Here is a 12,256-nt window from a genome sequence, read left to right on the forward strand (position 1 = left end):
ACGGCCATCAGTGCAGCTGTTCGTCGAGCAGCGACAGGATGCGCTTGCCGATCTCGGTGTTCTCCGGCTGGCCGGCATCGTTCTGCACGGTCACCGTGGTGCCCGTACCGCTGCCCTTCAGCGACACGCGATACTTCTTCGCGGTCTTGCCGTCGTTGGCCTTGGTGAAGATCTTCGAGAAGAAGCCGCGATCGTCCACGGCCTGCTTCGGATCGACGTAGCGCACGTAGTACAGGCCCTGCGCGCGATCGCGGTCCTCGACCGTGAAGTTGACGCGGTCCAGCGACAGGCCCACCGAGCGCCAGGCGCGGTCGAACGGCTCCGGCAGTTGCAGCGCCGGGGCACCATTGACCTGCGACAGGAACGACTTGCCATCGCCACCTTCGGCGGCGCCCGTGGCAGCGCCAGCGCCGATGCCGGTAGCGGCGCCCGACGGGGCTGCCGGTGCGGCCGCCGCGCCGATGCCAGCCGGCGTCGGGTTCTTGGCCATCATGTTGGCCTGGTCCTTCTGCACGCCCAGGCGCTGGGCCAGGCGCGACAGGAATTCGGCTTCCAGCTCCGGATCGGCCGGGCGCGGCGTCCAGACCGTGGTCGACTTGTCGACACCGGTCAGTTGCTCCTGCGCGCCACGGTGGCTGATGAACACCTCCAGCTGGCCGTTCTGCGAGCGCTCGACGCGCGTGCGGAACTTGTCACGCTCGGACGTCGAGTACAGGCCGTCGAACACCTTGCCGATCGTATTGCGGATGATGTCCTGCGGAATCTTGGCGCGGTTCTCGGCCCAGTCCGTTTCCATGATGCCGGTCTGCGGCGAATCCTGCGTCAGCAGGAAGCCGTTTTCCTGCCAGAAGCCGCGCAGCGTCTCCCACAGCTGGTCGGCGCGCATGCCATTGCTGACCACGAGCCAGCGCTGGTTGCCGTCGCGCTCCATGCGGATGCCCTGGGCGCTCGGCAGCACGTTGGCGCCCGGCTCGGCCTCGCGCGTCTTGGTGGCCTGCTGGTAGTTCGACAGCGTGGACGTGCCGGCGGCGTCGGGCACCGTGTAGCGGCGGTCGCCTTCGAGCTTGGTCAGGTCCGGCGGAATGTCCAGCGATGCGGTCTTCTTGCCCTGGGACTTGTAGTCGATCTTGTCGGGCTGCATGGCCTCATTGATGCTGCTGCAGCCGGCAATCAGCGTCAGCGCCAGCACTGGCGCAACCACGGCGACACGGCGGATCTGCGTCGCGCCGCGACGGTTAAGCTTCTGTTTCATTGACACGTAATCCTGGTTTCAAGAATCGGCGATTAGCCGAACGTTCAGCCGGTGAATCTCAGCCCAGCAGGCCGGCCGCTGCCAGCGCGCGGCGCACATTCTCATGCTGGCTCTCCACCAGCGGGGTCAGCGGCAGGCGGATGCCGCCGGCCATCTTGCCCATCTGCTGGAGCGCCCACTTCACGGGAATCGGATTGGCCTCGACGAACATCGCGCGGTTGAGGTCGATCAATTCCATGTGCAGGCGGCGCGCCGTGACCACATCGCCCTTCAGGGCGGCCACGCACATGTCATGCATCTTGCGCGGCGCCACGTTGGCGGTGACCGAGATATTGCCATGGCCGCCCAGCAGAATCAGCGCCACCGCGGTGGGGTCGTCGCCGCTGTAGATCGCGAAGCCTTCCGGGGCGTCCTTGATCAGTTGCGCGGCACGGTCGATATTGCCCGTGGCTTCCTTGACGCCGACGATGCCCGGCACCTGCGCCAGGCGCAGGATCGTGTCGTTGGCCATGTCGGCCACGGTGCGGCCGGGCACGTTGTACAGCAGCACCGGCAGTTCCACGGCTTCCGCGATGGTGCGGAAATGGCGGTACATGCCTTCCTGCGTCGGCTTGTTGTAGTACGGCACGACCTGCAGCGAGGCATCGGCGCCCACCTTCCTGGCGAAGGCCGTCAGTTCGATGGCCTCGCGCGTGGAGTTGCCGCCGGTACCGGCGATGATGGGCACGCGGCCCGCCGACTGCTCGACGGCCACGCGGATCAGCTCGCAGTGCTCCTCGACATTGACGGTCGGCGATTCGCCCGTGGTACCCACGATCACGATGCCATCGGTGCCCTCCGCCGCGTGCCAGTCGATCAGGGCGCGCAGGGCCGGGTAATCCAGGCTGCCGTCCTCATGCATCGGGGTGACGATGGCCACGATGCTGCCGGTAATCTGTGTCATAGCTCAGGGATTCGGAAATTCGAAACAACCGCGATTGTACCGGAACCGTCAGGCACGCCGGACCCCCGACGATGAGGGAAAACGTGAGCGTGCGTAACGGCTTGCCGGGGCCGTCACCCGGCCAGCGGATAACGTGCCGGCGCCGCCGCGCCGGCGTCCTCGCAAACGGCACAAATCCGCTGCACGAAGGCCGGTTTTGGCGATTCCACGAGGCCGTCCTCGTAGCCAACCACCCGAAGATGATCACGCGTCACATCGAGCAATTCGCCTGGCCGCAGCAGGAAATCCGGCCGGGACGGTTTGCCGAGGGTCTCGTTGCCGGCCGCGAAGGTCTCGTAGACCAGTACGCCACCTGGCGCCAGCGCACCAAGCAGGTGCGGCCACAGCGGCCGGTGCAGGTAGTTGGTCACGACGATGGCGTCGAAGCGGCCCGCATCGGCCAGCGGCCAGCCGCCCTGCTCCAGATCGGCCACCCGGCCCCGCACGCTGGCCGGCAGGCCGGCCACGGCATCGGCGTCGCGGTCCACGGCCAGCACGTCGAAGCCCTGCCCGGCCAGCCAGCCGGCATGGCGGCCGCTGCCGCAGGCCAGGTCGAGCACGCGGCCCGCCGGACGGATCAGGTGCGCCCAGCGAACCAGCCAGGGCGACGGCGCGGCCGGTGCCGCGGGGTGTGCAGGAGTCATGGGGGAAAGGGACGGGAATCCGGGGGAAAGACGCCTGCTGGCCTACTGGAGCACCATCAGCACGGGCCGCAGCATCAGTTCCACCATCGACAGCAGCACGGTCATCACGGGCTGCATCCAGATCTGGGTGATGACCCCGGCCGCCACCAGCGCCAGCACGATGAAGATGCCGTAGGGCTCCACCTTGCCCACGGCCTCGGCCGCGCGGCGCGGCAGGAAGGCGGTCAGCACCCGGCCGCCGTCGAGCGGCGGGATCGGGAACAGGTTGAAGGCCGCCACCACGGTATTGACCAGCACGCCGGCGCGCGCCATCTGGTTCCAGAACGGCTCCGGCACCTGCGCCACGGCCAGTCCCACGGCCACCAGCGCCCACAGGAACGCCTGGATGATATTGCTGGCCGGCCCCGCCAGCGCCACCCACATGCCATGCCAGCGCGGGTTGCGCAGGTGGCTGAACACCACCGGCACCGGCTTGGCGAAGCCAAACACGAACTGGCCGGCCGTCAGCACGTAGAGCAGCAGCGGCACGGCCACGGTGCCGATCGGGTCGATATGGCGCACCGGGTTCAGGCTCACCCGGCCCAGCAGCCAGGCGGTGTTGTCGCCGAAATACTTGGCCACGAAGCCGTGGGCGGCCTCGTGCAGCGTGATGGCCAGCAGCACGGGCAGGGCGTAGACGGCAATGGTCTGGACGATCGAGGAATCCATCAGGTCATTCTATCGGGCTGGGGTCAGCATACCGGCGCGGCATGTCGGTGCATTGTGCGGTATGTATCAGAAAGGATCGGACAGCCTGGCCCCTCATGCGGCGGCCAGGCCGAAGCGTTCGATATCGCCACGCCCGAGGCGCACCAGTTCCGGCTCGCCGCCGGTCAGGTCGATCACGGTGGTGGGCTGCGCGGGCGCGGCGCCGCCGTCGATCACCAGGTCCACCCGCCTTTCGAGCCGGGCACGGATCTCCGCCGGGTCGTTCATCGGCGCCTCGTCGCCCGGCAACTGCAGCGTGGCCGAGATCAGCGGCTCGCCCAGTTCGGCCAGCAGCGCCAGCGGGATGGCGTGGTCGGGCACGCGCACGCCGATGGTCTTGCGGGCCGGGTGCGAGAGCCGGCGCGGCACTTCCTTGGTGGCTTCGAGGATGAACACGTACGGTCCCGGCGTGGCGCCCTTGATCCAGCGGTATTGCCGGTTATCGACCCGCGCGAAGTTGCCGAGTTCCGACAGGTCGCTGCACATCAGCGTCAGGTGGTGGCGGTCGTCGATCTCGCGCAGGCGGCGCAGCCGCTCCACGGCGGCCTTGTCGTCGAGCGGGCAGGCCAGCGCGTAGCTGGAATCGGTGGGCAGCGCGATCAGGCCGCCCTGCCGCACGATCTGCGCGGCCTGCTTGACCAGCCGCGCCTGCGGGTTGTCGGGATGGATCTCGAAGAACTGTGACATGAGGCGCGAAGGCTCCCGGCGTGCGTGGCAGGCTTACCAGTTGTGCCAGACCGGCGTGACGTCCGACGGCAGCGGCGGCAGCGTGCCGAGTTCGACCCGCCCCTCCCCCGGCCCGTGGAAATCACTGCCGCGCGAGGCCAGCAGCCCGTAATGGCGCGCCACGTCGGCGTAGCGGCGGTACTGGTCCGGCGTGTGGCTGCCGGTGACCACCTCCACCGCCTGGCCGCCAAGCTGGGTGAACTCGTCGAACAGCGCGTCGTGCTGGGTGTCGGTGTAGTTGTAGCGGCCCGGATGGGCCATGACCGGGATGCCGCCCGATGCGCGAATCCAGCCCACGGCCTCTGGCAGCGCCGACCAGCGGTGCGGCACGAAGCCGGGCCGGCCTTCGGACAGGTATTCGCTGAACACCTCGCCGATGGTCTTGCAGTAGCCCTCGTCCACCAGCCAGCGGGCGAAGTGCGTGCGCGAGATCAGGTCGGGGTTGCCCACGTGGCGCAGCGCGCCCTGGTAGGCGCCGGAAATGCCGACTTTCGCCAGCGCGTCGCCGATATCCTGGGCGCGGCGGGCGCGGCCGTCGCGGGTGCGGGCCAGTCCGTCGATCAGGTCCGGGTGGAACGGATCGATCTGCAAGCCCACGATGTGGACGGTCTGCCCGGCCCAGGTGACCGAAATCTCCACGCCCGGCACGTAGCGCATGCCGAGCGCCTCGGCGGCGGCGCGGGCCTCGGCCTGGCCACCCACCTCGTCATGGTCGGTCAACGCCCAGAACGCCACGCCGCCGGCGTGCGCCCGCGCGGCCACCTCGGTGGGCGCGAGCATCCCGTCGGACACGGTGGAGTGGCAGTGCAGGTCGGCGTTGATGGCGTGAGGCGTTTGCATGGCGTTCATTCTACTCCCGGGAAGGTTTTTTAGCCCTGCCGCCAGCGGTGGCGTGCCCGGATTGCGGGCGGGCGCAAGGTATGATGGGCGCCTGTTTTCGATCCGCTGCCCCAGCGCCTGCCATGTCCGCCACCGCTCCGACGACTCCTGACACCACCCAGACTGACGTGCTGATCATCGGCGCCGGCCCCGTGGGCCTGTTCGCGGCCTTCCAGGCCGGCGTGCTCGGGCTGCGCTGCGAGATCATCGACGTGCTGGACCGCGCCGGCGGACAGTGCACCGAGCTGTACCCCGAGAAGCCGATTTACGACATTCCGGCCGTGCCCGGCTGCCTGGCCCAGGATCTGGTGGACCGGCTGCTCGAACAGTGCGCGCCGTTCGACTTCCCGATGCATTTTGGCCAGCGCGCCGACTCCGTCACCGATACCGCCGGCCCGGACGGGCATCCGCGCCTGCTGGTGACCACCGATGCCGGCAAGCGTTTCGATGTGGCCGCGGTGCTGGTCTGCGCCGGCGCCGGCGCGTTCGCCCCGCAGCGGGTGGCGCTGCCAGAGGCCGTGGCGCTGGAAAATCGCCACCTGCACTACGCGGTGCGCGAGGTCTCGCACTTCGCCGGCAAGCGCGTGATCGTGGCCGGCGGCGGCGATTCGGCGCTGGACTGGGCGCTGGCGCTGCGCAAGGTGGCATCCCGCGTGACGCTGCTGCACCGGCGCGAAGGCTTCCGGGCGGCCGACCACACGGTCAGCGCGATGCGCGCCGCCGTGGCGGCCGGCGAGATGGATTTCGTGGTCGGCATGCTGGGCAGCCTGCAGACCGGCGACGACGGCTCCCTGGTCGGTGCCATCATCAAATCGCGCGACGGCGACCAGACATTGGCCGCCGATGAACTGGTGGCGCTCTACGGACTGGTCTCGGAGCCGGGCCCGATCGCCCACTGGGACCTCGACATGCACGCGGGGCGCATCCACATCGAGAACACCACCACCTACGAAACGTCGCGCCGCGGCATTTTCGCGGCCGGGGACATCGCCGTTTATCCAAACAAGCAGAAACTGATCCTCTCGGGCTTCCACGAGGCCGCACTGGCACTGCGCCGCGCCTACCACTACGCCTTCCCGGACAAGGCGCTCGTGCATATGCACACGAGCAACAACCCGGGGTTGAAGGCGAAGCTGACGGCGTAGCGGCATTCAACCCGCCAGGAACGCCTCGATCAACCCCGCCACCACTTGCGGCTGGTCGTGGTGCAGCATATGCCCGGCGTCATCCACGATGGCCTCCCGGAAATCCGGAAACGCCCGGAAGCGCTCCCTGAACTCCTCGATGCTCTGCTTGTGGGCGATGTGCTTCAGCGTTTCCGAGTCGCGCGCCTCCACGTGCAGCACCGGTGCCGTGACCTGGCCCCAGATCGCCATGATCTCGTCGATCCGGTACAGCGTGGGATTGGTCATCTTGTGGGCCGGGTCGCCCAGGATCTCCCAGCGGCCCTCGTCGTTGCGGCGCGACCAGTGCGCGGCCAGGAAGGCGGCGCGGTCGTCGGGCAGGCGGGGGTTGGTCTTCTGCAGCCGGGCCGCCACGGCGGCCTCGCTCTCGTAGGTCTTCAGCACCGGCGCCGCGCGCAGTTCGTCGAGCCAGCGCGCCAGGCGGGCCGGCGCCTGGTCCGGGCGCGTGCGCGTCAGGCCGAAGCCCTCCAGGTCCACCACGCGGCGCACCCGCTCCGGCCGCACGCCGGCGTAGATGCAGACCACATTGGCACCCATGCTGTGGCCCACCAGGTCTACCTGCCCCTCGGGCTGGTAATGGTCGAGCAGCGCTTCGAGGTCAGCCACGTAGTCCGGGAACCAGTACGACTGTGTGCCCGGATGGCGCGTGGGGTAGTCGGTTTCGCCAAAGCCGCGCCAGTCCATGGCGATGACGTGCCAGTCGCGCTCGAAGGCATCGACGAGGAACTGGAACGAGGCCGCCACGTCCATCCAGCCATGGAGCATGAACAGTTTGGGGGCGCCGGGTTGTCCCCAGTGGCGCACATGCGTGCGCAGTCCGCGCAGCGTGATAAATTCGGAACGCGAAGTTTCCGTGATGGTCATGGTGTCTGCCCTCTGTGCCCGGGTCTTCTTGAGCGTGCAGGGAGTGGGTGTCCACCGCACGGCCGCCCGGATAAAAAATAGAACGATCGTTCGCTCGGCGGATTATAGCCACAATGGCCAGCCGCCTGCAGCGATCCCAAAAGACAGACAGGAGACCCTGGCATGACCGCCTTGCCGGCCACGCGCCGTGACGACTATCACGCGCTGCACGAATCGTTCCGCTGGAACGTGCCCGAATTCTTCAACCTGGCCGAGGTCTGCTGCGGCCGCTGGGCGCGCGACCCGGCCACGGCCGGCCGCATCGCCGTCCATACCGAGCATGAGGACGGACGGCGCGCCTCGTACACCTACGCCCACATCCAGGCCGAGGCCAACCGCCTGTCGAACGCGCTGCGCGAACTGGGCGTGCAGCGCGGCGACCGCGTGGCCATCGTGATGCCGCAGCGGATCGAGACCGTGATTGCCGGCATGGCCGTGTACCAGCTTGGCGCGGTGGCCATGCCGCTGTCGATGCTGTTCGGCCCCGAGGCGCTGTCCTACCGGATCGACCACAGCGAGAGCCGCGTGGCCATCGCCGACGAGACCTCGATCGACAACCTGCTCGCCGCCCGGCCCGAATGCCCGACGCTGAAGACCGTGCTCGGCGTGGGCGGCGCCACGGGCCGCGGCGACCTGGACTGGGACACCCTGCTGGCCGCCCAACTGCCCGAGTTCACCGCCGAGCAGACCGAGGCCGACGAGGCCGCCGTGCTGATCTACACCAGCGGCACCACCGGCCCGCCCAAGGGCGCCGTGATCCCGCACCGTGCGCTGATCGGCAACCTGACCGGCTTCGTCTGCTCGCAGAACTGGTATCCGCAGGACGACGACGTGTTCTGGAGCCCCGCCGACTGGGCCTGGACCGGCGGCTTGTGGGACGCGCTGATGCCCGCGCTCTACTTCGGCCGGCCCATCGTCGGCTACCAGGGCCGCTTCACGGCCGAGCGTGCCTTCGAACTGCTGGAACGGTACGGCGTGACCAACACCTTCCTGTTCCCCACGGCGCTCAAGCAGATGATGAAGGCCTGCCCGGTTCCCTCGGAAAAATACGATCTCAAGCTGCGCGCGATCATGAGCGCCGGCGAGGCCGTGGGCGAGACGGTATTCACGTGGTGCCGCGACGCGCTGGGCGTGATCGTCAACGAGATGTTCGGCCAGACCGAGATCAACTACATCGTCGGCAACTGCACCGCGCAGTATGACGACGCCCGCCTGGGCTGGCCCGCCCGCCCCGGCTCGATGGGCCGCCCCTACCCCGGCCATCGCGTGGCGGTGATCGACGAGGACGGCAAGCCCTGCCCGCCGGGCGAGGATGGCGAGGTGGCGGTCTGCGCCACCGACATCCATGGTCATCCGGACCCGGTTTTCTTCCTCGGCTACTGGAAGAACGACGCGGCCACGGCCGGCAAGTATTCGGAACATGGCGGCCTGCGCTGGTGCCGCACGGGCGATCTGGCGCGTATCGACGCCGAGGGCTATCTCTGGTACCAGGGCCGCGCCGACGACGTGTTCAAGTCTTCGGGCTACCGGATCGGGCCGAGCGAGATCGAGAACTGCCTGCTCAAGCATCCGGCGGTATCGAACTGCGCCGTGGTGCCGTCGCCGGACCCCGAGCGCGGGGCCATCGTCAAGGCGTTCATCGTGCTGACGCCGGCCGTGGCGCGCTCGCTGGACAACGACGCGGCGCTGGTCAGCGAGCTGCAGCAGCATGTGCGCGGCCAGCTGGCGCCGTACGAGTACCCCAAGGCCATCGAGTTCATCGACCAGTTGCCGATGACCACCACCGGCAAGATCCAGCGCCGCGTGCTGCGGCTGATGGAGCAGGAGCGCGTGCAGAAGGCGGCGGGCGCCGCCTCCAGCTAGCCCGCCGAGGCTTCGAGCCAGGCAAGTTCGTCCTCGTCGAAGCCCGCCGCGCGGCGGGCTTCGAGGTTGAACGGGCCGCGCAGCTTCGGCGCCTTGTACTGCTCGGCCAGTGCGGCGTAGGTGGCCACCGGTTCCAGCCCGCGCTGGCTGCAAAGCCACCGGTACCAGTGGTTGCCGATGGCCACGTGGCCCACCTCGTCGCGCAGGATGATGTCGATGATGGCGGCGGCGGCGGCGTCGCCCGCCTCGGCCAGCCTGGCGCGCACCGGCGGCGAGGCGTCGAGCCCGCGCGCCTCCAGCGTGCGCGGCACCAGCGCCATGCGTGCCAGGACGTCCCCCGACGTCTTGTCGGTCATTTCCCAGAGGCTGTTGTGGGCCGGCAGGTCGCCATAGCTGGCGCCGAGCGTCTGCAGATGGTCGGCCAGCAACGTGAAGTGGTACGCCTCCTCGTCGGCCACGCGCAGCCAGTCACGGTAGTAATCGGCCGGCATGCCACGGAAACGCCACACCGCATCGAGGGCGAGGTTGATGGCGTTGAACTCGATATGGCACAGCGCGTGGATCATGTTGGCGCGGCCCGCCGTGGTGTGGATCGACCGGCGGCGCGCCACCGCTTGCGGCGGCACCAGTTCGGGCCGCGCCGGGCGGCCCGGCAACGCCACGGCGGGGTCCGCCACGATGGCGTCATCGGGATCGACTACGGTCTGGCCGTCACCGAGCGACGCATAAAGCCGGCGCGCGGCGGCGGCCTTGCCCCGGGCATCGGCCATGCACAGCACCTCCAGGGCCTGGCGGCGGGCCGGGCGCGGTGAATCGGCGAGGTGGTCGGGTGCAATCACTGGCATAGGCGTAAAATCCGGGGAGCCGCCATTGTAGAGCCTCGCCGGCGCCCCGCCGGTGGCGAACATGGCTCTTTTAATCTGCGCGGCCATCCCCAATTACGATCATCAGGCAGGAGACCCCATGGCGCTTTACCAGCTCGGCGATATCGCCCCGTCCATTCACGAACACGCCTATGTGGCGGCGGAAGCCACCGTCATCGGCAACGTGACGCTCAAGGCGCGTGCCAGCGCCTGGCCCGGCGTGGTGATCCGCGGCGACAACGAGCCGATCGTCGTGGGCGAGGACACCAATATCCAGGAAGGCTCCGTGCTGCACACCGATCCGGGCCGCCCGCTGACGCTGGGCGACAAGGTGTCGGTGGGCCACCAGGCCATGCTGCACGGCTGCACGGTGGGCGAAGGCTCGCTGATCGGCATTCAGGCCGTGGTGCTCAACGGCGCCGTGATTGGCAAAGAGTGCCTGGTCGGCGCCGGCGCGGTGATCACCGAGAACAAGGTGTTCCCGGACCGCTCGCTGATCCTGGGCGCGCCCGCCAAGGTGGTGCGCGAACTGACTGACGAAGACGTGGCCAACCTCTATCGCAACGCCGAGACGTACGCGAAGCGGCAGGCCCAGTACAAGACCGAACTCAAGCGCATCGGCTGAAGCCGGCGCCCCAACGCAAGAAAGACAGACCCGTGACCGCTTCCTCGAATCCCGACACCCTCCAGAAATTCCTGTTCGACGCGGCCCCCGTGCGCGGCGAGCTGGTGCGCATGGAGGCCACCTGGCAGGAGGTGCTGAACCGCAACGCCTACCCGGCGCCGGTGCGCCGCCTGCTGGGCGAGATGATGGCGGCCGCGGCGCTGCTGTCGGCCAACCTCAAGTTCAATGGCGCGCTGGTCATGCAGTTGCATGGCGATGGGCCGGTGCGCATGCTCGTGGTGGAATGCCTGTCGGACCTCTCGATGCGGGCCACCGCCAAGATTGCCGAGGGCGCCGGACTGGCCGATGACGCCACGCTGAAGCAACTCGTCAACGTGCACGGCAAGGGCCGCTTCGCCATCACGCTCGACCCGCAGGACAAGCTGCCGGGCCAGCAGCCCTACCAGGGCATCGTGCCGCTGGCCGACGAACACGGCCCGCTGGCAACCATGACCGAGGTGCTCGAACACTACATGCAGGCGTCCGAACAGCTCGATACCCGGCTCTGGCTGGCGTCGAACGACCAGGTGGCGGCCGGCATGCTGCTGCAGAAGCTGCCGTCGTATGGCGGCACCATGGAAGCCCGGCTCGGCGAGACGGGCGCGCCACTCGGCGACGAGGGCCGCGCGCAGGATCTCGACACGTGGGACCGGGCATGCCAGCTCGGCGCCACGCTCAAGGACGACGAACTGCTGGCGGAAACGCCCGACACGCTGATCCGCCGGCTGTTCTGGGAAGAGCTGCAGGCTGCCGGCCTGCGCGTCTTCGAGCCAATGACCCCGCACTTCCAGTGCTCCTGCTCACGCGAGCGCGTGGGATCGATGCTGCAATCGCTGGGCCGGGACGAGATCGAAGGCATCATCGCCGAGCGCGGCGAGGTGGAAATCCATTGCGATTTCTGCGGCCAGCGCTATGCGTTCGACCCGGTGGACGCGGCGCAGCTGTTCACGGCGCCGGTGGCGACCGGGGCGGGCGAAGGGGCACAGCAGCAGCATTAAGCGGTGGTTTTCTCCTCTCTCCCGCATGGCGGAGAGGGGAGCCAAGTCAAAGGCATGGTTACACCGTGCGGAACCCCACACAGGGTTCCCCGGGTCCAATGGCATGCTTGTTACCTGGCTGCCGAAGGAGTCCGACATGACAGCGACAATTCGTTGCACTTCACTGCTGACCGCTGCGGCGGCCGCCATCCTTGCCGGCTGCGCGGCGCCCGTGCCGCGTGACATGGACGGCGTGCCAGCCACGGCGCGCCTTCCGGCCGGCTCCATTCCGCCAGCACCGCTCAACGAGCCCGAGCGCCAGAAACTTTCCACATTGAACCAGCAGATCCTGCGCGAGCAGGCCACGGTGATGGCCAGCGAGCAGCAGGCCGCGGCGTGGAGCCGCGCGGCATATGCCAGTCCGAACACCAGCTTCAGCCTGTTCTATGGCGGCTGGGGCGGCGGCAACTGGGGCGGTGGCGTGGGAATCAGCTCGCCCGGCTATGGCGGATATGGCGGCTGGGGGGGATGGGGCGGCTACCCCTACGGCTGGTGGTAGGCAGCCGGATGCC

General features: G+C 68.6%; 13 protein-coding genes. 5 read left to right on the plus strand and 8 right to left on the minus strand.

Going from position 1 to position 12,256, the window contains the following annotated elements:
* Positions 1–7 precede the first annotated feature (7 nt).
* The 6 genes from bamC to EV147_RS07875 form a co-directional block, all read right to left on the minus strand.
* Complete coding sequence (bamC, locus tag EV147_RS07850; RefSeq protein WP_130390528.1) at positions 8–1,252, minus strand: outer membrane protein assembly factor BamC; 1,245 nt, start codon at positions 1,250–1,252, stop codon at positions 8–10.
* 58 nt (positions 1,253–1,310) lie between these two features.
* Positions 1,311–2,195 carry a 4-hydroxy-tetrahydrodipicolinate synthase gene (gene dapA / locus EV147_RS07855; protein ID WP_130390529.1) on the minus strand — a complete coding sequence of 295 codons (885 nt, stop codon included), beginning with the start codon at positions 2,193–2,195 and terminating at the stop codon, positions 1,311–1,313.
* 113 nt (positions 2,196–2,308) lie between these two features.
* Positions 2,309–2,878 carry a class I SAM-dependent methyltransferase gene (locus tag EV147_RS07860; protein ID WP_130390530.1) on the minus strand — a complete coding sequence of 190 codons (570 nt, stop codon included), beginning with the start codon at positions 2,876–2,878 and terminating at the stop codon, positions 2,309–2,311.
* Positions 2,879–2,920: 42 nt separating this feature from the next.
* The gene (locus tag EV147_RS07865; RefSeq protein ID WP_130390531.1) at positions 2,921–3,586 is read right to left on the minus strand and encodes a site-2 protease family protein; all 666 of its coding nucleotides are present in this window, start codon (positions 3,584–3,586) and stop codon (positions 2,921–2,923) included.
* Positions 3,587–3,679: 93 nt separating this feature from the next.
* Complete coding sequence (locus EV147_RS07870; RefSeq protein ID WP_130390532.1) at positions 3,680–4,312, minus strand: L-threonylcarbamoyladenylate synthase; 633 nt, start codon at positions 4,310–4,312, stop codon at positions 3,680–3,682.
* A 33-nt stretch (positions 4,313–4,345) separates the two neighbouring features.
* On the minus strand, positions 4,346–5,191 hold the full coding sequence (locus EV147_RS07875; protein ID WP_130390533.1) for a 3',5'-nucleoside bisphosphate phosphatase: 846 nt from the start codon (positions 5,189–5,191) through the stop codon (positions 4,346–4,348).
* Positions 5,192–5,313: 122 nt separating this feature from the next.
* Between EV147_RS07875 and EV147_RS07880 the strand changes: the two genes are divergently transcribed.
* Positions 5,314–6,375, plus strand: a complete 1,062-nt coding sequence (locus tag EV147_RS07880) for an NAD(P)/FAD-dependent oxidoreductase (RefSeq protein WP_130390534.1) — start codon at positions 5,314–5,316, stop codon at positions 6,373–6,375.
* A 6-nt stretch (positions 6,376–6,381) separates the two neighbouring features.
* Here the strand turns inward: EV147_RS07880 and EV147_RS07885 are convergent, their stop codons facing one another.
* Positions 6,382–7,278 (minus strand): alpha/beta fold hydrolase, encoded by an 897-nt coding sequence (locus EV147_RS07885; protein WP_130390535.1) that lies wholly within the window; start codon positions 7,276–7,278, stop codon positions 6,382–6,384.
* A 162-nt stretch (positions 7,279–7,440) separates the two neighbouring features.
* Here EV147_RS07885 and EV147_RS07890 point away from each other — a divergent pair, with 162 nt between their 5' ends.
* The gene (locus tag EV147_RS07890; RefSeq protein ID WP_130390536.1) at positions 7,441–9,180 is read left to right on the plus strand and encodes an acyl-CoA synthetase; all 1,740 of its coding nucleotides are present in this window, start codon (positions 7,441–7,443) and stop codon (positions 9,178–9,180) included.
* On the opposite strand, the gene EV147_RS07895 is transcribed toward EV147_RS07890, so the two are convergent.
* A complete protein-coding gene (locus tag EV147_RS07895; protein WP_130390537.1) occupies positions 9,177–10,025 on the minus strand; it encodes a ferritin-like domain-containing protein in 849 nt (282 codons plus the stop codon). The two genes, EV147_RS07890 and EV147_RS07895, sit on opposite strands and share 4 nt — an antisense overlap.
* A gap of 118 nt (positions 10,026–10,143) precedes the next feature.
* Here EV147_RS07895 and EV147_RS07900 point away from each other — a divergent pair, with 118 nt between their 5' ends.
* The 3 genes from EV147_RS07900 (at position 10,144) to EV147_RS07910 (ending at position 12,243) form a co-directional block, all read left to right on the plus strand.
* Positions 10,144–10,668, plus strand: coding sequence for a gamma carbonic anhydrase family protein (locus tag EV147_RS07900; protein ID WP_130390538.1), 525 nt, complete (start codon positions 10,144–10,146; stop codon positions 10,666–10,668).
* Between the two features lie 32 nt (positions 10,669–10,700).
* Complete coding sequence (hslO, locus tag EV147_RS07905; protein ID WP_130390539.1) at positions 10,701–11,705, plus strand: Hsp33 family molecular chaperone HslO; 1,005 nt, start codon at positions 10,701–10,703, stop codon at positions 11,703–11,705.
* A 136-nt stretch (positions 11,706–11,841) separates the two neighbouring features.
* Complete coding sequence (locus tag EV147_RS07910) at positions 11,842–12,243, plus strand: hypothetical protein (protein WP_130390540.1); 402 nt, start codon at positions 11,842–11,844, stop codon at positions 12,241–12,243.
* Positions 12,244–12,256: the final 13 nt, after the last annotated feature.

This window comes from Cupriavidus agavae, from assembly GCF_004217045.1.
Lineage (GTDB): Bacteria > Pseudomonadota > Gammaproteobacteria > Burkholderiales > Burkholderiaceae > Cupriavidus > Cupriavidus agavae.

Bases quoted from the DNA above. Each gene is read 5' to 3' on its own strand.
- EV147_RS07895 (WP_130390537.1), bottom strand. From the start codon at position 10,025: ATGCCAGTGATTGCACCCGACCACCTCGCCGATTCACCGCGCCCGGCC.
- EV147_RS07900 (WP_130390538.1), top strand. From the start codon at position 10,144: ATGGCGCTTTACCAGCTCGGCGATATCGCCCCGTCCATTCACGAACAC.
- EV147_RS07875 (WP_130390533.1), bottom strand. From the start codon at position 5,191: ATGCAAACGCCTCACGCCATCAACGCCGACCTGCACTGCCACTCCACC.
- EV147_RS07890 (WP_130390536.1), top strand. From the start codon at position 7,441: ATGACCGCCTTGCCGGCCACGCGCCGTGACGACTATCACGCGCTGCAC.
- EV147_RS07865 (WP_130390531.1), bottom strand. From the start codon at position 3,586: ATGGATTCCTCGATCGTCCAGACCATTGCCGTCTACGCCCTGCCCGTG.
- bamC (WP_130390528.1), bottom strand. From the start codon at position 1,252: ATGAAACAGAAGCTTAACCGTCGCGGCGCGACGCAGATCCGCCGTGTC.
- EV147_RS07880 (WP_130390534.1), top strand. From the start codon at position 5,314: ATGTCCGCCACCGCTCCGACGACTCCTGACACCACCCAGACTGACGTG.
- EV147_RS07870 (WP_130390532.1), bottom strand. From the start codon at position 4,312: ATGTCACAGTTCTTCGAGATCCATCCCGACAACCCGCAGGCGCGGCTG.
- EV147_RS07885 (WP_130390535.1), bottom strand. From the start codon at position 7,278: ATGACCATCACGGAAACTTCGCGTTCCGAATTTATCACGCTGCGCGGA.
- EV147_RS07860 (WP_130390530.1), bottom strand. From the start codon at position 2,878: ATGACTCCTGCACACCCCGCGGCACCGGCCGCGCCGTCGCCCTGGCTG.
- dapA (WP_130390529.1), bottom strand. From the start codon at position 2,195: ATGACACAGATTACCGGCAGCATCGTGGCCATCGTCACCCCGATGCAT.
- EV147_RS07910 (WP_130390540.1), top strand. From the start codon at position 11,842: ATGACAGCGACAATTCGTTGCACTTCACTGCTGACCGCTGCGGCGGCC.